This is a genomic window from Isoalcanivorax pacificus W11-5 (assembly GCF_000299335.2).
GTDB classification, from domain to species: domain Bacteria; phylum Pseudomonadota; class Gammaproteobacteria; order Pseudomonadales; family Alcanivoracaceae; genus Isoalcanivorax; species Isoalcanivorax pacificus.
Window position 1 is genome coordinate 3,385,230 of the sequence record NZ_CP004387.1, and the last position, 20,089, is coordinate 3,405,318.

The 20,089-nt window shown below is 62.9% G+C and carries 20 protein-coding genes; 11 read left to right on the plus strand and 9 right to left on the minus strand.

What is annotated here, in order from left to right; all coding sequences use genetic code 11:
- Nucleotides 1-24: 24 nt before the first annotated feature.
- The gene (locus S7S_RS15140; RefSeq protein WP_008733628.1) at nt 25-1,062 is read right to left on the minus strand and encodes a peptidylprolyl isomerase; all 1,038 of its coding nucleotides are present in this window, start codon (nt 1,060-1,062) and stop codon (nt 25-27) included.
- Between the two features lie 830 nt (nt 1,063-1,892).
- Here S7S_RS15140 and S7S_RS15150 point away from each other — a divergent pair.
- The 6 genes from S7S_RS15150 to S7S_RS15170 all read left to right on the plus strand — a co-directional run bounded on the left by S7S_RS15150 (nt 1,893) and on the right by S7S_RS15170 (nt 7,912).
- A complete protein-coding gene (locus tag S7S_RS15150; protein ID WP_008733625.1) occupies nt 1,893-2,084 on the plus strand; it encodes a hypothetical protein in 192 nt (63 codons plus the stop codon).
- A gap of 42 nt (nt 2,085-2,126) precedes the next feature.
- Nucleotides 2,127-2,465, plus strand: a complete 339-nt coding sequence (locus S7S_RS15155) for a protein tyrosine phosphatase family protein (RefSeq protein ID WP_008733623.1) — start codon at nt 2,127-2,129, stop codon at nt 2,463-2,465.
- Nucleotides 2,466-2,532: 67 nt separating this feature from the next.
- Nucleotides 2,533-4,224, plus strand: a complete 1,692-nt coding sequence (locus S7S_RS15160; RefSeq protein WP_144401682.1) for a VRR-NUC domain-containing protein — start codon at nt 2,533-2,535, stop codon at nt 4,222-4,224.
- Entirely contained in the window at nt 4,221-6,548 is a 2,328-nt protein-coding gene (locus S7S_RS15165) for an ATP-dependent DNA helicase (RefSeq protein ID WP_008733620.1), read from the plus strand. Before S7S_RS15160 ends, S7S_RS15165 begins: the two co-directional genes overlap by 4 nt.
- Nucleotides 6,549-6,614: 66 nt before the next feature.
- Nucleotides 6,615-6,737, plus strand: coding sequence for a hypothetical protein (locus S7S_RS20140; RefSeq protein WP_274544702.1), 123 nt, complete (start codon nt 6,615-6,617; stop codon nt 6,735-6,737).
- Between the two features lie 140 nt (nt 6,738-6,877).
- Nucleotides 6,878-7,912, plus strand: coding sequence for a 3-deoxy-7-phosphoheptulonate synthase (locus S7S_RS15170; protein WP_008733618.1), 1,035 nt, complete (start codon nt 6,878-6,880; stop codon nt 7,910-7,912).
- Nucleotides 7,913-8,118: 206 nt separating this feature from the next.
- Here the strand turns inward: S7S_RS15170 and S7S_RS15175 are convergent, their stop codons facing one another.
- The 3 genes from S7S_RS15175 to S7S_RS15185 form a co-directional block, all read right to left on the minus strand.
- On the minus strand, nt 8,119-8,934 hold the full coding sequence (locus S7S_RS15175) for an SDR family NAD(P)-dependent oxidoreductase (RefSeq protein ID WP_008733617.1): 816 nt from the start codon (nt 8,932-8,934) through the stop codon (nt 8,119-8,121).
- Between the two features lie 81 nt (nt 8,935-9,015).
- Complete coding sequence (locus S7S_RS15180; RefSeq protein ID WP_008733615.1) at nt 9,016-10,011, minus strand: alpha/beta fold hydrolase; 996 nt, start codon at nt 10,009-10,011, stop codon at nt 9,016-9,018.
- 217 nt (nt 10,012-10,228) lie between these two features.
- Nucleotides 10,229-10,600, minus strand: coding sequence for a SirB2 family protein (locus S7S_RS15185; protein WP_008733614.1), 372 nt, complete (start codon nt 10,598-10,600; stop codon nt 10,229-10,231).
- A gap of 134 nt (nt 10,601-10,734) precedes the next feature.
- Here S7S_RS15185 and S7S_RS15190 point away from each other — a divergent pair, with 134 nt between their 5' ends.
- Together S7S_RS15190 and S7S_RS15195 are read left to right on the plus strand one after the other, a co-directional pair.
- Nucleotides 10,735-11,037 (plus strand): AbrB/MazE/SpoVT family DNA-binding domain-containing protein, encoded by a 303-nt coding sequence (locus S7S_RS15190; protein WP_008733612.1) that lies wholly within the window; start codon nt 10,735-10,737, stop codon nt 11,035-11,037.
- Nucleotides 11,034-11,465, plus strand: a complete 432-nt coding sequence (locus S7S_RS15195) for a putative toxin-antitoxin system toxin component, PIN family (RefSeq protein ID WP_008733610.1) — start codon at nt 11,034-11,036, stop codon at nt 11,463-11,465. Before S7S_RS15190 ends, S7S_RS15195 begins: the two co-directional genes overlap by 4 nt.
- Here the strand turns inward: S7S_RS15195 and S7S_RS15200 are convergent.
- Nucleotides 11,457-12,365 (minus strand): LysR family transcriptional regulator, encoded by a 909-nt coding sequence (locus S7S_RS15200; RefSeq protein ID WP_008733609.1) that lies wholly within the window; start codon nt 12,363-12,365, stop codon nt 11,457-11,459. The genes S7S_RS15195 and S7S_RS15200 overlap by 9 nt on opposite strands.
- A gap of 112 nt (nt 12,366-12,477) precedes the next feature.
- On the opposite strand from S7S_RS15200, the gene S7S_RS15205 reads away from it, so the two are divergent.
- From S7S_RS15205 to S7S_RS15220, 3 genes are all read left to right on the plus strand, one after another.
- Nucleotides 12,478-13,665 (plus strand): MFS transporter, encoded by a 1,188-nt coding sequence (locus tag S7S_RS15205; protein WP_008733607.1) that lies wholly within the window; start codon nt 12,478-12,480, stop codon nt 13,663-13,665.
- Between the two features lie 57 nt (nt 13,666-13,722).
- Nucleotides 13,723-14,523, plus strand: coding sequence for a 2,5-didehydrogluconate reductase DkgB (dkgB, locus tag S7S_RS15210; RefSeq protein ID WP_008733605.1), 801 nt, complete (start codon nt 13,723-13,725; stop codon nt 14,521-14,523).
- 189 nt (nt 14,524-14,712) lie between these two features.
- Nucleotides 14,713-16,026, plus strand: a complete 1,314-nt coding sequence (locus S7S_RS15220) for a hypothetical protein (RefSeq protein ID WP_008733601.1) — start codon at nt 14,713-14,715, stop codon at nt 16,024-16,026.
- 68 nt (nt 16,027-16,094) lie between these two features.
- On the opposite strand, the gene S7S_RS15225 is transcribed toward S7S_RS15220, so the two are convergent.
- The 4 genes from S7S_RS15225 to S7S_RS15240 form a co-directional block, all read right to left on the minus strand.
- A complete protein-coding gene (locus S7S_RS15225; protein WP_008733599.1) occupies nt 16,095-16,922 on the minus strand; it encodes an ABC transporter ATP-binding protein in 828 nt (275 codons plus the stop codon).
- A gap of 22 nt (nt 16,923-16,944) precedes the next feature.
- Entirely contained in the window at nt 16,945-17,973 is a 1,029-nt protein-coding gene (locus S7S_RS15230) for an ABC transporter substrate-binding protein (RefSeq protein ID WP_008733596.1), read from the minus strand.
- Between the two features lie 47 nt (nt 17,974-18,020).
- A complete protein-coding gene (locus tag S7S_RS15235) occupies nt 18,021-18,875 on the minus strand; it encodes an ABC transporter permease (protein ID WP_008733594.1) in 855 nt (284 codons plus the stop codon).
- 178 nt (nt 18,876-19,053) lie between these two features.
- A complete protein-coding gene (locus S7S_RS15240) occupies nt 19,054-20,076 on the minus strand; it encodes a fatty acid desaturase family protein (protein ID WP_008733593.1) in 1,023 nt (340 codons plus the stop codon).
- Between the last annotated feature and the right edge of the window lie 13 nt (nt 20,077-20,089).

Below are 20,089 nucleotides of genomic sequence, written 5' to 3' on the forward strand. Positions count from 1 at the left end.
ATCCGGATTGTCTCCCTGTTCTGGTCATGGCTGCCCGCCTCCCTGCGAACCCGGTGCACCGGGCAGCCTCAAATGAGGCCTGTCCCCCGCAGGTGAATCGCTGTCACTCTCGCGCCGCATCGCCGATGGCAGCACCACCAGCGGCACAAGCCTTTCCACCTGTGCCTCATCACGCAATCTCAACAGCGTTGCAGACTCACGCGCGACGCTTTCACGGCGCATGATTTGCGTACGAATACTGCCCGCGGCATCGTTCAGCGCCAGCTGTTTCGCCGGGCGCGCGGCAATACGCTGGACGATCCAGAAACCGCGCGCGGTACGAACAGGGTCGCTGATCTGTCCGGGAGAAAGCGCCGCCATTGCCTCGTATAACCCGGTCCCGTCTCCTTCCTCAATGCCGGGCAGCAACCCAGCCGTCCTGGCGGACAGGTCGCCGGAATACTCACGCGCCATATCGGCAAACCGGTCCGGATCCGCGACCAGCATCGAATGGATTCTTTGGGCCTGCCGGGAGGCAGCCTCCCTGAAGGACGCTGATGACCATTCGGGAACGGGCACCAGAATACCCCGGCCAGCGACACGGGGCTGCCGTGCAAACTGCTCTGGATGCTGACGATAGAACTCAGCCACCTGCTCATCGGATATAGGAGTACTCGATTTTTCATTCGCCAGTTGCTGCAACAGCCATTGACGATGAAACCTTGCTCTCAGCGTGGCTTCTTTTCCGGGTATGTCATCAAGAAAACGCCGGTAAGTCGCCAGGTCCGGGAAGCGTGCCCGGAAACGGCTGATGGCGTCATCCAGCGTCCCGTCGGGTAACTCAAGGCCCTGCTCCTGCGCGGCCTGACTAATCAATTGCTCATCAATGAGTTGTCGCAGCGCAGTCTCTCGACGATGCAGCGCGCCACTGTCACGCAGCAACGCAACCCGCTCATCCACCTGCGACCGGGTAATGACCTGCTGATTGACCCGCGCGTACACGGCGGAAGATGCCGTCGCATTATCCTGCGCGGCGGATTGGACAGCGGACTGTTCCGGCGTATCCGGAGAACACGCCAGCATGCCCAGGGTGCAACAGAGCACCACGGCGATATGCCTAGACATCCTTGTCTACCTCCCCGTTGAGGAGTTTCAGATTGTGAGAATACTGATCGTCCGAATAACCGATCCCGAGGCGAAAGACTTAACGCCTTTTTTGGGCCGGGTGCAACCATTGCAGCCGGCACAGCCCGACAGGCCAGCCAGAACCCGCAGGTTTCACCAAACCACCAGAATTAAGCCCCTGTAACTAAAACCAAATTCACCAGAACTAAAAATGCACCATGGTGCGTTTCCATTCCGGTGTGATGAAACCTTCACGCGGCCACCGTGGCGATTATGTTATCGTCTGTGCCTGCTCATGAACGCTGGCAAGAACCTGAGCAGCTCAGGATTACACATCAGTACAGTAATCCCATAAACCGGCATTCAGCGAACAAGTGTGCTCAGAATCACGATATAAGCCGTATGTCGATGCTTAATTTCCTGTTGCCATTTGTCGCCAGACAGATATGATATCAATTCAATATCAAGCAAGTGGATCCGTGCCTTGGCACTGGCTCATTAAGGCTGAAGCAAGGTAACGCGTAACAGGAAGTGGTTTGCCAATTAAGTACACCCTGAGATTTTAAGGCCCGTACCTGATCGTCACCTCATGCGTCATGTCACAGAACGTGAAGGGTTTTACCTGATTATTACAGAAAGCCTTATCGAATAGCCGGAAATATATCTATTCTCTAAATATCTCCAGTGCTATTCCTTTGAAAAAGACCGTCGGGGAACGCGGACACAGACAGGTTGCATGGTTCGGCACCTGTCTGGTCTGATCGCTAATTCATACAGACCGAAAAAATATGGCTATTGTTCTGGACCGTCTGACCGTCAAACAGCTTCAGGAAGTGATCGCGGACGCTGAAGTGCTGCTGAAAAAACGCCGCGAACAACAAGCCCGCGCTGAAGCCGAAGCTCGCAAACCGGCCCCTGTCGATACGCCGCACCGGGCGCCCACTATCCAGTATCGTCTGCGCCCCTCGGCACGGGACTGATTTGGCATTACCCTGTGCAACATCCTGTCGAGGAGACTGCACATGGACAACTTCACCCGTCATACCGATGATTTCGCCACCTGCGGGCAAATCACCGCAGCGGATATTCCCGCGCTCAAGGCGCAGGGTTTCCGCACGCTGATCAACAATCGCCCGGACCAGGAAGGCGGCCCGTCGCAACCGGAAAGCGCCGCGCTGGCGGAAGCCGCCACGGCCGCCGGACTACACTACATTTATATCCCCGTCGTCAGTGGGCAAATCACCGACGAACAGGCCGCCACCATGCGCCGCGCGCTGGATAGCGCGGAGTATCCGGTGCTCGCGTTCTGCCGCTCGGGGGCACGCTCCACCCAGCTCTGGAATATGGCCCTGGCGCAGTAATCCCCCCGTCACCCCGCCCTGCACAGCGCGGGGTGACATTCGTCCGCACAGGCCCTAGCCTATGCGGATGACTATACATACGGACAGTATTCCCTCCAGCACACCAGCGACGCAGCCGGCCCCTGCCGCGCTGGATGATCCGTATTACTACCTGCACAACTTCCATACCGCACTGGACTGGCTCAGCGCGCGCTATGCCGATCTGTTGAGCCCGGAAGAGAAGGTGTTTATCGCCCGCTTCACAACGCTTCCGCAGGCAGCGCGGGCACTGCTGGTACGCATGATCATGCGCAAGGGCACGCTGTTCCGCGCCGGCAAATTGCGCTATGCCGAGATTGACGATATCCCGGCGGCCATGACCACGTTGTGCGAACAGGGCTGGGTGACGCCAGACCCGGTGATTACCCCGGCCGAACTGTTTGCCGTCCTCACACGGCCGGAATTGCAGCAAAGCTTCGGCAAGCGCCTGCCCGCCGGCCGCAAGGCCGATCAGCTTGCCGCGCTGGCAGCAGACGATCCGGCCCCGCGACCACTTTCAGCCTGGGCGCCCTCGCTGACCGATACGCTTTACGCCCTGACGATCATGCCGCTGTGCGACCGGCTGCGGCTGATGTTCTTCGGCAATCTGCATCAGGACTGGTCAGAGTTCGTGCTCGCGGAACTTGGCGTCTACCGCTATGAAATCGTGCCGATGGATCAGCATTCCCGTGCCTTCCACGATGCCGCCGACATTGATCTCGGGCTGCGACTGCACGCCTGTCGCGAGGCGCTGGACGCCGGGGAACCGGTGGCCGATGTGCTGGCACGGCTGCCGCAGGGCGACGCCGGTACCGACTGGCTGCGGGCACGCCGCGAGCGGTTGTTGTTCCGGCTCGGGCAGCAGGCGGAAAAAGATCAGGATTTCGATACTGCGCTGGCGATTTATCCCGCCTGCCGCTGGCCCGGCGCCCGGGCGCGGCATATCCGGGTACTGGAGCGTTGCGGCCTTGACCGTGATGCACTGGCACTGGCCCGGCACGCCTGGCAACAACCAGAGGACGATGCCGAGCAGCAGCAACTGGCACGCATGATGCCGCGCCTGCAACGCCGCCTTGGCGAACCGGCCGAGCGCACCGCCCGGCCGGCGCCACCGGCAGAGCAGCTGTTGATACTGCCCCGCCCGGACGTACCACAGCCGGTGGAATATGTGGTGCGGGATCATCTGCACAGCGATGACGCGCCCGTGTACTACGTCGAGAACACCTTGATCACCGGCCTGTTCGGCCTGCTGTGCTGGAAGGCCCTGTTCACTCCGTTGCCAGGCGCCTTCTTTCATCCGTTTCATCATGCCCCGGCCGACCTGCTGCAACCGGATTTTTATCCGCGCCGGCAGGCGCTGTTCGATGCCGCCCTGGCCGAGCTGGACGACACCCGCTGGCGCGATACAGTACGCCGGCACTTCCATGAAAAAGCCGGCCTGCAAAACCCGTTTGTATTCTGGGGCGCACTGGACGCGACCTTGCTTGAACAGGCCCTGGCCTGCCTGCCGCCCGAGCATCTCGCGCTCTGGTTCCGGCGCCTGTTGCAGGATATACGTGCGCACCGCGCCGGCATGCCGGACCTGATCCGGTTTTATCCCGGCGAGCGCCGCTACGACATGATCGAAGTCAAAGGCCCCGGTGATCGCCTGCAGGACCACCAGCTGCGCTGGCTCGCGTTCTGTGCCGAACATCGCATGCCGGTGAGTGTCTGTTATCTGCGCTGGGCGGATGACACATGAACACACCGCGCTACACCGTGGCCGTGCGCAGCCTGTGCGAATTCACCGCAAAGACCGGTGACATCGACCTGCGCTTTACACCCTCGCCGTCGGCGCAGGAAGGCATGCTCGGCCATCAGACCGTCGCCGCACGGCGGCCGCCACATTACGAAACGGAAATCGCACTGGAAGCCACTTTTGGCTGTCTTCTAGTACGTGGCCGCGCGGACGGTTACGACGCCGAACTGAACCAGCTTGAAGAAATAAAGACTCACCGCGGCGACCTCGCCCGCGTGCCGGACAATCACCGGGCGCTGCACTGGGCGCAGCTGTATCTGTACGGCGCCATGCTGTGTGAGGCGCGCAATCTCGCATCACTGACCGTGGCTCTGGTCTACTTCGATGTCAGCATCCAGCAGGAAACCGTATTCCGCGAGCAGATGACGCGGGAAGCGTTACAGGCGTTATTTTCTGAACACTGCGCGCGGTTTCTGCTCTGGGCCGAGCAGGAGCTCCAGCATCGTGAAACGCGGGATGAAGCACTGCGGGCGCTGACATTTCCCTACCCGTTTCGCACCGGACAGCGGCCACTGGCCGAACAGGTCTACCGCACATTTGATCGCGGCCACGCCTTGCTTGCCCAGGCGCCCACCGGCATCGGAAAAACTCTGGGCACGCTATTTCCCGCCCTTAAAGCCCTGCCCACGCAACCGCTGGACAAGCTGTTTTTTCTCACCGCCAAGACACCGGGCCGGCAACTGGCGCTGGATGCCGTGCAGACTCTCAGCGAGCACAGTGAAGCCATGCCACTGCGCACCCTGGAACTGGTGGCGCGGGAAAAGCGCTGCGAGCATCCCGGCAAAGCCTGCCACGGTGATGCCTGCCCGCTGGCTCGGGGCTTTTATGATCGCCTGCCGGCCGCACGCCAGGCAGCGGTCGAGGCGGGTTTTCTGGACCAGTCGCGTCTGCGTGAGATCGCACTGACGCACGAAGTATGCCCCTACTATCTCGGCCAGGAACTGACCCGCTGGTGCGACGTGATCGTCGGTGACTACAACTACTATTTCGACTTCAACGCACTGCTGCACGGCCTGACCCAGCAAAACAGCTGGCGTGTCGGCCTGCTGATCGACGAAGCACACAATCTGGTCGACCGCGCGCGGGGCATGTACAGCGTCACGCTGCCGCAGGCGCGTCTTGAAGCGCTGTTGCACGACGTGCCCGCCGCATTGCGTCGCCCACTCGCCGGCATGCTGCATCAATGGCAACGCCTGAACGCGCAGCACTGGTCGCAGGACGCAGAACGGGACGAAGAGCAGGACGCACGCTATCAGGTGCTGAACGAACCACCGGAAGAGTTCATCAATGCATTGCAGGGCGCCGTGTACGCCATCAGCGAACACCGTAACGCCCACCCCACGCAGCAACATGCCGCACTGCTGGATTTCTATTTCGAAGCCAGCAAATTCTGCCGTGTGGCAGAACTGGCCGACGACTGCTTTATGACGGATCTCACCCTGACGCGTGGCCAGCCCTCCCGGCTGGACGACCCCGACGGCCTGCAGGGTGATCTGTACCTGCGCAATCTGGTGCCGGCCTCACTGCTGGCCTCGCGTTTCGACACCGCGCACGCCAGCGTGCTGTTTTCTGCCACGCTCAGTCCCGACCGGTATTACCGTGATTTGCTCGGCCTGCCCACCGACACCCCCTGGGTGGATATTCCGGCGCCGTTCAGTGCCAGCCAGTTGCAGGTGTCCATCGTGCGCTGCTCCACCCGCTTCCGGCATCGCGCCCGGTCGGTGAAACCGATTGTCGACCTGATCGCCCGGCAGTTTGCCGACCGGCCCGGCAATTATCTGGCGTTCTTTTCCAGCTTCGATTATCTGGAACAGGTGGCCACCGCCCTGCATCGCCGGCACCCGGACATTCCGCTGGCGAAACAGTCACGGCGCATGAACGAACCGGAACGGCAGGCGTTTCTCGACCGTTTCACCCTGCGCAGCCAACAGGTGGAATTTGCCGTGCTCGGCGGCGCATTTGGTGAAGGTATCGACCTGCCGGGCAGCCGCCTGATCGGCACGTTCATTGCCACGCTGGGCATGCCGCAACTGAACCCGGTCAATGAACAGATGCGCGAACGCTTGCAGCGGTTGTTTGGCAACAGCGCCCCGGGCAGCGATATAGGGCATGACTATACCTACCATTACCCCGGCCTCCAGAAAGTGGTGCAGGCAGCCGGCCGGGTAATTCGCACGCCGCAGGATACCGGCGTGGTGTACCTGATCGACGACCGTTTCAGCCACCCGGGCACCCGTGCACTGCTGCCTGCCTGGTGGGCGCTCTGATCAACCATGGTTGAAACTGTCACAATAGATCGCATATCCTGCTTCAGACGTTTGGAGCCGCACACCATGACTGCATCACACATGACATCGCTGACACAGATCGCCGCCCCGGTGGCCGGTGTGCCGGCGTGCGTGTCGTCTCCGAACAGCTATTTCTTCGGGTATTGGTTTAGCCACTGGCGCGCCTGATACCCGCACAGGCGCCCAGCACCCGGGACGCCTGACTGACGCAACACATGAAAACCCCCGGTCGGCTTCCCGCCCGGGGGTTTTTCGTTTCCGGGCCTGGCGGGCAGCACACGACGACACACGATGAATAAGGACAGGACATGAACGCATCACTTCCCGCCCGCGCCGCCACACCCGCGCAAAGCCAGCGCCTGCCGGGCACCGCCGAACTGAAGGCGGCCCTGCCGGTAGAGCCATCGCTGGCGCTGCGCATCAACCAGCACCGCCAGGCGATCCGTGCCGTGCTGCACGGCGACGACGACCGCCTGCTGGTGGTGGTCGGCCCCTGCTCGATCCACGATCCGGAGGCGGCACTGGAGTACGCGGCGCGCCTGGCACCGCTGGCCGAGGCCGTCAGCGACAGATTGCTGGTGGTGATGCGCGCCTACGTGGAAAAGCCGCGCACCACCGTTGGCTGGAAGGGCCTGCTGTACGATCCGCACCTGGATGGCAGCCACGACATGGCCACCGGGCTGCGCACGGCACGCACGCTGATGCGCGACATCGCGCATCTGGGCTTGCCACTGGCGACGGAAATTCTGCATCCGATGGCCGCCGGCTACCTGGACGACCTGCTGAGCTGGGCCGCCATTGGTGCGCGCACCACCGAATCACAGATTCATCGCGAACTGGTCAGCGGCCTGGGCTTGCCGGCCGGTTTCAAGAACGGCACAGACGGTGGTGTGGCCGTCGCGGTGGACGCGATCCGCTCCGCCGCCGCATCGCACCAGCATTTCGGTGTCGACAGCCACGGCCATCCGGCGGTGATCCGTTCCACCGGTAACCCGGATACGCACCTGGTGCTGCGCGGCGGGCGGCATGGGCCGAACTATTCGGCAGAGCCTGTGCGCGCCGCGCGCGAGGCGCTGGAAAAGGCGGGCCTGGCGCCCCGCATCATGGTCGATTGCAGCCATGCCAACAGCAGCAAGGATCATCGGCGCCAGGCGTTGGTGCTGAACGATGTGCTGGCGCAACGGCGCGCGGGAGATCGCTCACTGATCGGTGTGATGCTGGAAAGTCATTTGCAGGAAGGCAACCAGCCCATGGGTGAATCCCTCCGCTACGGCGTGTCGATTACGGATGCCTGTATTGGTTGGGAGGAGACTGAGCGTTTGTTGATGGAGCGGGGGCGGTAGGGTGGGTAGAGCCAAAGGCGAAACCCACCGGGTCCATGTCCGTTAATCACTCCCGCCAAACCATCGAAACTGCCTTGCCTCGGAGGTGGGTAGTTTCGATGGTTTCGATGGTTTCGATGGTTTCGATGGTTTCGATGGTTTCGATGGTTTCGTGCGAGCAGTGTGCTGCATGGACACGGTGGGTTTCGCCTTTGGCTCTACCCACCCTACTCCACACCTTCTTTTTTCAGTTTGTTCTTCAAACGCCAGTCCATCAAGCGGAACAGCGGCTGTGTAAAGCGCGTTGCCGGCCCCGGCACGGCGGCCAGTATCACGCTGCCGACGTTGCCCAGCGGGCTGGCGATGCGTGCAGGGCGTTTCTCGACTGCGCGGATCAGCCAGTCCGCCGCTCCGTCGCTGTCCATCATGCGCATGTGTTTATAGATGCTGGTCTTGCTCGACATTGGCGTGCGCACCATCGGGAAATGCACTACCGTCACATCAATCCCCTGATGACCCAGCTCGGCCTGCAATGAACGCGAAAAAGATTCCAGCGCAGATTTACTGGCCAGGTACGCCGAGAACAATGGGATCGGTACCTGCGTCGACAGCGTCGAGATATTCACTACCTGCCCGTGGCCCTGGGCCAGCATGCGCGGCAACAGTTTCAGCGTCAGGCTGACGGCGCCGAGGTAATTGATCTGCATGGTGCGCTGGTAATCGTGCAGCCGGTCCAGCGCCTCGACGATGGGCCGGCGGATAGAGCGGGCGGCGTTGTTGATCAGCACATCCACGCGCGCGTGCTCGGCCAGGATCGCCTCCGCACAGGCGGCGGCTTCATCTTCCACCGTCAGGTCGGCAGGATAGATCCACGCTTCACCGCCAGCACGCTGAATCGACTGTTGCACCTCGCGCAGTTGTGTTTCGTTGCGCGCCACCAGGCACAGGCGCGCGCCGGCACGGGCCATTTTTTGCGCCGCCACGGCGCCGATGCCACTGGATGAGCCGGTCAGTACGATGGTCTTGCCACGCAGACGGGACATGCGCTGCTCTCCGCTGTTGTGCTGTCGGCCCTCACCCTACGGCGCGGCATGGCGGCTGTATTGACCATTCACGCCGTGGCGTCAGTCGGCCAGTTGCTCGATCAGGATGCGGTGGAATGCCGCCGGTGCCTGGACCTGTGGCGAGTGGCCCCACTCGGGAAACAACATCAGTTCCGCGTCCGGAATACGCGCTGCCGCCTCGCGCGCCAACGCCGGGTAATTGCCCAGTTCGCGACGCGCCGCTTCCGGCGCACTGGCCTTGCCCACGGCGGTGTTGTCCTGCTCGCCGATCAGCAACAGCGTCGGCACTTTGAGGCGCGGAAATTCGTAATAGACCGGCTGGGTGAGAATCATGTCGTAGGTCAGCGCCGACAGCCACGCCACCCGCTCCCGGCCGGGGCCGGCGAACATGCCCGCCTGCATGGTCACCCAGCGGTCGAATTCCGGCCGCCATTCGCCGGCGTAATAGGTCGCCTGCTGGTAGCGACGCATGCCCTCGGCATTGCTGCGCAGTTCACTTTCATACCATGCCTGCACATCGCGATACGGCACGCCCTTCGCCAGCCAGTCCTCCAGGCCAATCGGGTTCAGCAGCACCAGTTGCGACACCCGCTCCGGGTACATCAGCGCATACCGAGTGGCGAGCATGCCGCCCATGGAGTGGCCCATGATCAGGTGCTCTTTGATACCCAGGCTGTCGAGCAGCGCGTGGGTATTGGCGGCCAGTTGCTGAAAACTGAACTGGTAATGGGCCGGCTTGGCCGATTTGCAGAAACCGATCTGGTCCGGCGCGATGACACGGTAACCCGCCTCACTCAGGGCATTGAGCGTGCTTTCCCAGGTGGCGGCGCAGAAATTCTTGCCGTGCAGCAACACCACGGTCTGGCCGTTAGCGTCCTCCGGCTGCACGTCCAGGTAGGCCATGCGCAACGACTGCTGCTGGGAATCGAACTCGAAATAACGCACCGGGTACGGGTAATCGAAACCTTCCAGCGCCACGCCGTATTCCGGCGTCTTGTCTGCCAGCGCCGCCCAGGACACGCCCAGCAGCACGGCGCCCAGCCATCGTTGCAACATGGTCCACCTCTCACGTCGTCTGTTAACAGGCTGTTGAAAAACAGCCTGTGCTGACAGCTTGATTAAGCTGTCAGCAAAATCAAGCGCGGCAAGCGATTGATTTCCAGTGCCCACCTTTGCGGACCTGCGCCGCAAAGGTGGCTTGAAAAAGCCTCAAAGAGGCTTTTTCAACACCCTATTAAAGGTGCACGGACCATAGCACGCGACACAGGTCGTCTCAGCCGGCAAACCATGACAGCGGGCTGTGGCGCATGGCCGCGCCGGCGATATAGAGAAATACGAGCACCGCCGCCAGCATCGCCCAGCCGTTGCGACGCCGGATCGCCACTGCGCCGAGGCCGATGTACACCACCAGGCCGATCAGCTTGGCCGCCAGCCAGGGCGTGTCGTGCGGTGAAATGCGCAGCGTCATCATCAGCGCCACGCCGGCCAGCAACAGTGCCGTGTCGATGACATGCGGGCTGATCCGCACCCAGCGATGTTGCAGCAGCGCACTGCCCTGAAGCGCCCAGGCAGCGCGCGTGACAAAGAACAGCAGGCTCACGGCGGCGAGCGTCATGTGCAGCATTTTCAGGTGCAGGTACTCCATCGGGTGAAACTCCAGGGTGATCAGGGCGGGTCACTATAGCGGGCAGGCCGCGCCGCGTCAGGATGGCGGCGAGTGCTTCCCTGCACACAAATGAAATGATAGGGTAAGGAATCCTTACCCACAGGAGACAGCCCATGCTGGCCAAGATGACTGCCAAGAACCAGCTCACACTGCCCAAGGCGGCGGTGGAAGCGGCAGGCAATCCAGAGTATTTCGAGATTGAAGTGCGCGCCGGGCAATTGCTGCTCACGCCCGTGCGCCTGCAACGGGCGGATGCCGTCCGGGCGCGCCTGGCCGAGTTATCACTCACCGAGGACGACCTGGCCGATGCCGTGGCCTGGGCACGCCGGGCGGCGGCGCCAGTCCGTGAAGTGGCGGAACCCGCCGCCCGTTATGGCAAGGCCAGGCCGGCCAAGCCGCGCAAACCCCGCACATGAAACGCCAGGCGCCACCACGCTGGGTGCTCGACACCAACGTGGTGCTGTCGGCGCTGATCCGCCCCGGCGGCATCAGCGGCCGGTTGCGGCTGGCCTGGCAGGCGGCGCTGTTCGTGCCGCTGGTCAGCCGCGTGACCACACTGGAGTTGGTCCGTGTGCTGGCGTACCCCAAGTTCCGCCTGGGCGAGGATGAGCAGCACGACCTGCTGGCGGATTACCTGCCCTGGGCCGAACCCGTCACCCTGCCTGCCATCATGCCGCCGGTTCCGCCCTGCCGTGACAGGGATGACGCGCCATTCCTGCAACTGGCCGTCATGGCCCAGGCCGATGCGCTGGTGACGGGCGACCGCGATCTGCTGGTGCTCGGCGACGACGCCCCCTGCCCGCTGTTGACGCCAGCCGAGGCGGTGGCGCACCTGTCACGCTGAGGCAGTTCCGCATTTCTGCTGCATGAAATCCAGAAAACAGCGAATCCGCAGCGCCAGTTGCGAGTGGCGGTAATACACCGCGTTGATCTCCTGCGCAGCGCCTTTCATGGCGTTGGGCAGCACCGGCACCAGAGCGCCGGCAGCCAGGTCCGCATCGGTCATGAACCCGGACAGGCAGGCGATCCCCTCACCGGCCAGGGCCAGCGCACGCAAGGTTTCGCCGCTGGAAGCGCTCAGGGTCGGCGTGATGACCAGCCCGCCCCCGTCCGGCTGACGTACTGGCCAGGTGTTGAGGCTCTCGGGGCGGCTGAAGCCGAGCAGGCTGTGCCGGGGCAGCTCCGCCACGCTGCGCGGGGTGCCCGCGCGGGCAAGATAGTCCGGGCTGGCCAACAGCCGCAGTGGCGTCATGCCCAGGGAGCGCGCGTGCAGTGTCGAATCGGCCAGGCGCCCGATGCGAATGGCGATATCCGTGCGCTGTTCCAGCAGATCGATGATCTGGTCGCTGGTGTTCAGTTGCAGGGATATCTGCGGGTACAGACGCCGAAACGCCGGCACATGCGGCACCAGTGCATGCAGCATGAAGGGCGTGGCGGCATCGACCCGCAAGCGGCCCACGGGCTGTTCGCGGCGGCTGGCCAGGCTGTCTTCCAGTGCGTCCATCTGGTCGAGAATGACGCGGGCGCGCTCCAGGGCGAAACGGCCTTCTTCCGTCAATTCCATACGCCGCGTAGTGCGGCTGAGCAGCGTGGTGCCAAGCTTGCGCTCCAGCCGGCTCAGGGTGCGGCTCACGACCGATGGCGCCACGCCGAGCTGCTCCGCAGCGGCGCTGATCGTGCCGCATTCCACCACTGCCACGAACAGGCGCAACTCTGCGGACTGCGGTGCATCATGGCCGGACATGGCATTCTCCATTCATGCATCAGGAGCAACAATCATTTCCCATTACCCACCTTAATGGCAAACCCCGGCAGACCCATACTCTGCGCCAACCTGAACCTGCCGGAGATCCCGCATGCCACTCGCCCTCTGGGCGCTGACCATCAGCGCCTTTGCCATCGGCACCACCGAGTTCGTCATCGTCGGGCTGATTCCCACCGTCGCCACCGACCTGGCAGTGAGCCTGCCGTCCGCCGGGCTGCTGGTCAGCCTGTATGCGCTGGGTGTGGCCATCGGCGCCCCGCTGCTGACCGCAGTGACCGGCCGCGTGCCGCGCAAGCCGCTGCTGATCGGCCTGATGGCGCTGTTCACCCTCGGCAACCTGCTTGCCTGGCTGGCACCGGGCTATGCGCCGCTGATTGTGGCGCGGGTACTGACCGGGCTGGCCCATGGCGTGTTCTTTTCCATTGGCTCCACCATCGCCACCAGCCTGGTGCCGAAGGAGAAAGCCGCCAGTGCCATCGCCATCATGTTCGCCGGCCTGACTGTGGCGCTGGTCACCGGCGTGCCGCTGGGCACGGTGATCGGCCAGCATTTTGGCTGGCGCGCCACGTTCCTGGCGGTCTCGCTGCTCGGCCTGGTGGCGCTGGTTGCCAGCGCACTGCTGATCCCGCGCGATATTCGCCAGGGCAGCCCGGCCACACTCGGCCAGCAATTGCGCGTGCTGGCGCAGCCCCGGCTGCTGCTGATCTACGCGATCACGGCAGTGGGTTACGGCGGCACCTTCATTCCGTTCACCTACCTGGCCCCCATTCTGGAGCAGGTCACCGGCCTGCCGGGGCACCGTATTGCACTGGTGATGCTGGTCTACGGTGTATCGGTAGCGGTGGGCAACCTCTGGGGCGGACGGCTGGCCGACCGTCTCGGCCCGGTACGGGCGCTGCAATGGATATTCCTGCTGCTGTCGGGGGTGCTCGGCATCATGACCTTCACGGCGACGCATCCCTGGCTGATGATCGTGACCGTGATGGCCTGGGGAGCGGTGGCGTTCGGCAATGTGCCGGGCCTGCAAGTGTATGTGGTCGCGCAGGCGGAACGTTTCACGCCGCAAGCCGTCGATGTGGCATCCGGGCTGAACATTGCTGCCTTCAATCTGGGTATCGCCCTGGCTGCCTGGCTCGGTGGACTGATCGTTGCCGGCCCGGGCCTGACGGCCACGCCCTGGACCGGCGCGCTGGTGGTGCTGCTGGCGCTGGCACTGACCTGCTTCAGTGGCTGGCTCGACAGACGCCACCCCGCAGCGCCGGAATGTGAGATGATCTGATTCCGTGGCCAACGCCACCCCGTGATGGCTGTTTTGCAGAACACTGAGGAGCACATCATGACGATTCCCGTTTTTGGCCTGGGCACCTTCCGTCTCAAGGGACAACAGGCGGTCGACTCGGTGCGCATGGGCCTGGAACTCGGTTACCGGCATATCGACACCGCGCAGATCTACGGTAACGAGGCCGACGTCGGCAAGGCGATCCGCGACAGTGGCCTTGCCCGCGAAGACCTGTTCATCACTACCAAGGTCTGGACCACGCAACTGGCGGGCGACAACCTGATCACCAGCCTGGAAGAAAGCCTGGAGAAACTCGGCGTGGACGAGGTCGATCTGGCACTGATCCACTGGCCGGTACCGGAAGAACAGGTGCCACTGGCGGAATACATGACCTCATTGCTGGAAGCCCGCCAGCAACACCTGACACGACAGATCGGCGTGTCCAACTTCACTATCGCGCACATGGAACAGGCCATCGATGCCATCGGCGCGGACAACATCGCCACCAACCAGGTGGAAATCCATCCGTTTCTGCAAAACCGCAAGCTGGCGGATTTCGCCAGCCGGCACAACATTCCCCTCACCGCCTATATGCCGCTGGCCTACGGCAAAGTGATGGAGGATGAGACGCTGCAGCGTATCGCCGCCGCGCACAACGCCACGCCGGCGCAGGTGACGCTGGCCTGGCTGTTGCAGCAAGGCTTTATGGTGATTCCGTCCTCGACCCGGCGCGAGCATCTGAAGGCCAACCTCGACGCCCGCAAAATCACCCTGACCGGCGAGGAGATGCAGGCCATCGCCACGCTGGACCGTGGCGAGCGGCTGGCCAATCCGGACTTCGCACCCGAATGGGACTGAGATCACAGTTCCTTCTCTGAAACGGCCCTGCGGGGCCGTTTTTTATTGCCACACCCGCCCGTCTGTCCCGGCAGCGCCCCTGCGGTGCTGTTCACAAAACTGAAACCTCTGCAAAATACGCCCTGGCTGCCCCGGTAGCCCTTTGACCGCTTCATGATGAAGCGCAGCATAAAAACCAAGGAGAGAAACATGGCCTCATTCACGAAGCCCATACGGCTTGTTGCACTGACCCTGCCTGTTGCCCTGACCACCGTTGCTCACGCTGCCCTGCCTGGCTGGGACTATGCGGAACTGTCTTACGCCGTGGACGGCAAGACCTCACGCCTGGGCGCCCCCGTCCGCCCGGACGTTTCCGGATTCGCCATCGACGGCGCCGCCTCCCTGAACGAGTTTGTCTACCTGCGTGCCGGCACCACCGCCTGGGATTTCTCCCTCGCCACGCTGGGCGATATCGACTCGCAAGTGCAGGACTGGAGCCGGTTTGGCGCCGGCGTGCATTATCCGCTGGCGCTGAACAGCGTCGAGCTGGACCTCTGGGCGGAGGTCACGCTGGACCGGGTCGGCTTCCAGTCCATCGCCAGTAACGGGTTCGGCTATGCCGCGGGTGCGCAGGCCAGCTTCAACCCGCAGTGGACTCTCGGCGTCTGGTACCGTGGCGCCCGCACCGATTCCGAAATGTCGGGCAACGATATCGATATCGACCCGGCGGCCAAGGGCGTGGACCTGTTCTATCGCATCAACGACCGTGTGCAGGTCCGTCTCGGACGCTACTGGGGCGAGCTGGACCTGAGCTCCAACGGCGGTCCGGATGAGGAGCTGGACATTGTCGTGACCGAGCTCGGCCTGCGCTACCTGTTTGATGGCAAGGCTTCGCCGCGCAGCACGGCCGCACCGGATGCGCTGGGCTACAACAGCCTGCAATTTGCCTATGCCCTCAGTGGCGACAGCGACCTTGACGGTGGCGGCACCAGCGAAAACGTGGACACCGACAGTGGCGTTGTTTTTGACGGCCGCATTGCACCCTGGCAAAACGTTTTCATCGGTGCCAATTACACCGCCATCAGCTACGACCTGAGCGACCTGACCGGCAGCGACAGCATGGTGCTGGATGATCACCTGTCGATTGGTCCCGGCATGTTCTATACCCTCGACAGCGGCGACATGAAAGCCAGCGCCTACGCGCAGGTCACCTATGATCGCCTGACCGGCATACAGAGCGGCATAATCGTCAACGGCACCGGTTTCCGGGTCGGTGTGCGCGGCGCCATCGGCATGTTCGATGCCGAGCTGTTTTTCCGCAAGGCACACGCATCCGAAAGCGTGAGCGGACAGCATATCCGCTTCAAGCCGGAAGCCTATGGTCTGGACCTGGCCGTTTCGCCGTTTGACAACGGCCTGGCATTCACCGTGGGCTACCTGCAACAGAAGACCGACATCGATGCCGGTTTCGAGGTCGAGACCGACAGCCAGAACTGGCTGCTCGGTGTGCGTCAGAGTTTCTGATCCGCACACACCAGGAGGCCGCTGCATTCCAGCGGCCTCTTTTCTTCCCCTTGCGCACCTCGCCACGGTCAGCCGGGCCGATCGGACCGCCCCTCTTCCCGCAGCATGCCCAGAATCTGCCGCCGCAGTTGCACGAACGCCGGCACGCTGTACAGCTCGTCCGGTTGCGCCGGCTTTTCCGCTGGCGGCATCAGGATATCCCGCACGCGACCCGGATGCCGGGACAGACAGACAATCTTGTCGGCGAGATACAGCGCTTCATCCACATCGTGGGTGACAATCAGCACGCTCATGCCTTCACGGCGCACCACATCCAGCAACAGTCGCTGCATTTGCCAGCGGGTTTCCGAATCCAGTGCACCGAAGGGCTCGTCCATCAGCAGCAGGTCTGGCCCGTTCGCCAGCGTGCGGGCAATCGCGACACGCTGGCGCATGCCGCCGGACAGCTCATCCGGATAGCGGTCGGCAAACGGTGTCAGCTTCACCCGTTCCAGAAAATAATCCACGGTGCCTTCGCGCAGCGCCAGCGTCGAGCCGGTGACTTTGAGGCCGTAGGCCACGTTCTCGCGCACCGTGAGCCAGGGGAAACAGGTGTAACTCTGGAACACCAGCCCGCGATCCCGCCCCGGCCCGGTGACCTCCCGGCCAGACAGCACGATACTGCCGTCGCTCGGTTGCTCAAGCCCCGCTACCATCCGCAGCACGGTAGACTTGCCGCAACCGGACGGCCCCAGCAGCGCACACACTTCGCCAGGCAATACCCGGAACGACACATCATCCACCGCCGTCATGGTGCTGCCGTGGCGCGACGTGAACTGTTTGCTCAGCCCTTCCACCCGCAGCTCGCGCCGGGCCACCGGCGCGCTGTGGAGACGGGACGCGGCATAGGCATTCATGCAACCTCCTGCACCGGCGAGACTATTCGCCGGCCACTGCGGTAAGCGGACGGAAATCGATACCGGCTTCCGGCGCCTGGATATCGCTGATGAGTCCGAATTTTTTCCACCATTCGCTGGTCAGCGCCCAGTGATCACGAATCTGGCCGTTGCTCAGGCCCAGCGGCGGTTCGCCTTCCAGCACGCCCATCAGGCGTGCCGCCTGCGGCAGGTCCAGCACGGCGATGCCGCCTTCATGGGGCTCGCCCGTGGCGCCGATGACCGCTTCCACATCCGCCACCGGAAAACGCAACGCACCGGCAATGATGCGGTTGGCTTCTGCCGGGTTTTCCTTCCAGAAATCCACCGCGGCGAAGTAGGCCTGCATGGCCAGTTTCGCCGCCTCCGGGCGTTGGCTGATAAAGCGTTCGGACATGTACATGCCGTCGCCCAGCAGCGCCTGTTCCTGCCAGTAAGGCTCCAGTGAACTGGCCACCACGCGCGCGCCTTTCAGGTTGGCCAGCACCTGGCTGCCGAACGGTTCCCAGTATTCGCCCGCTGCGGCCGTGCCGCCCACCAGCGCGCCCACCGCATCGTCCATGATCAGGTTGACGAATTTCACCTGGTCGATGGCCACGCCGTTGTCCTCCAGCCAGATGCCCATGAAAATTTGCGACAGGCCACCCTCCATCACGGCCACCTGTTTGCCGACCAGGTCACTGGCCTCTTTGACCTGCGGGCCAACAATGATCTTGTCGGTGCCGTAGGACGGATTGGTGTAGGCCACCAGCTTCACCGGCGACCCCTGCGACGCGGCGATCGGGCCGTATTCCACCGTACTGGAAGTCACATCAAGACGGCCGGCGCTCATCATCGCAAAGCTGTCGTACGGGTCTTCGATGATGCTGATATCCAGCTCCAGCTCCGGCACCATGTTTTTCTCCCTGGCGATGAACCAGAAGCCGTAGCCCGGCCAGGAAAACAGCGACACCGATACACTTTCTTTTGCACTGGCCGTCACCGTGACACCGCACAGCAGCAAGGCCAGACACGTCATGGTCAGTTTTTTCATTGCACTCTCCTCTCCCGCGGCACAGCGCCGCGTTATTGAATCCGTACTTATTGACGGCGCCGGCGCAGGTAGGGAAATACCCACCAGTGCAGCGCCCGGAACAACAGATCCAGCAGCAGCCCCAGCAAACCGATCACCAGGATGCCGGCCATGATGTCGTCCACCCGCACAAACCGGCGCGCGCGCATCATCATGGCGCCAATGCCGTCGGTGGCCGCGACGATTTCTGCAATCACCAGATAGGTCCAGGACACCGCCAGCATCTGCCGCAGCGTGTCGACAATGGCGGGCAGCGCGGCAGGCACCACCACCGTCCAGAGTGTGGCGCGCCGCGTGGCACCGAGGGTCTTGGCGGTTTCGATCAGGTCCACACGCACCGCGCGGGTGTTATCCATGATCAGCGTGATCAGGAACCACACCACGCCCAGGCACAGCAGCGCGATCTTTTGCGCTTCGCCCGTGCCCAGCCACATCAACAACAGCGGAATAAACGACGGTGCCGGCAGATAACGGAATGGCGACACCAGGGCATTACCGAACGCGGCCACCACCGGGAACGCGCCCATCAACACGCCCAGCGGCACAGCAATGCTGGCGGCAATGGCGAAGCTGATCAGGATGCGTGTCAGGCTGGCGCGGATATCGCCCAGGAATTGCTGCTCGGTCAGCAACCGGTACAGCGCGCCGAACACATCCGTCGGCGCCGGGAAAAGCTGCTCCGGGGCGATGCCGGCACGGGCCAGCATTTGCCAGGCGGACACAAACAGCACCCAGGCCAGCACGCCCAGCGCCACGCGCCCGCGCCAGGTCAGCGTGCGCTGGAAATCGAACAGCGGTGTGCGCCAGCGGGTATCCTGACGCGCGCGTTCCGGCAGGGCGGTCGCAGGCAGGCTCGATGTCATGCTCGTGTCCTGTGTCGGTGAAACGGGTGTACCCGGGACGCTGCAACATCAGTGCCAGCGGGCATCGCCATATTTTCGAAACAATACGAGTAAAACTGCATGTTTCAGACTCCAAAACCGGGTGCATGGCCTGCGGCATGACGCACACTGGTGCGCCCTGCCCCGTGCCGGTGCAACCTCAAAACGCCGTCAGGAATGACGCGCCGGTGGACCCGACCACGGTGCCATCGCGCCAGCGGCGCGCCACCTCGGCAGGATCTTCCTCTGCCGCATCCAGCAGCACCCGGTCCATGCGCCGGCGATGAAAACTCAACAGCTGTGCTTTCAGCGGCACGATCATGCGCCGGTCATCGCCATAGGTGTCGAAATGCAGCGCGCGCAGCCGGTACCAGGGGGTGGTCGGGCGGGTGTGGTGTGCGTTGTGATAGCCGAAGTTCAGCGTCAGCCAGTCAATGGCCGGCAGGTTCGCGGCAATCGGATTGCTGTAGGTGTGGGTGTCCTCGTATTCACGGTCACCCTTGTGGCGGATCAGATCCGGGTTATCGTCCAGTGCCAGCACGTACTCAAAACTGTGCTGGAAGGCATCCATAAAACGCAGCACCATCAGGAACAGGCCATAGGCCAGCAGGTACAGCAGCCATGCCTGCCAGCTATACCAGAACAGCAGCGCCCCCAACGTCCAGCGGATCGCGGCAACGCGCACCACGCGCCAGCGTTGTGTCTTTTTTGACGCGAACACGAACGGCGCGATGATCAGCATGGCGTGCATCATGATGTCCACCACCGGGATATAGGCCCATTCCAGTGCGCGGGTGAGTGTCAGCATGCGCGGATGGCGCAGCAGCCAGCCGCGATAATCCAGCGCAATCACGTCGGCATTGTCGACATGGTGGCGCATGTGTTTGTGCCGCAGGTCTTCGTACGTGCCGTAGCATCCGCCGGTGAGCCAGTTCAGCGCCCGGCCGAGCCGGGCGTTGTGCCTGGCCGACAGGAATACGGTGTTATGGGCGCATTCGTGAATCATGTAGCCGGCGATCACCATGGCGTGCGCCAGCCACAGGGTGCCGGCGATTTTCCCTGGCCAGCTGGCGAACAGGATCAGTGCAAAACCGGCAACGTAACCACCAAAGGCATACACCACCGCCAGGGTGTGCGGCCAGAAGCCATCGTCATAACGCAGGTAACGGGTTTGTGTGGTCATGCCTGCCTCCTGC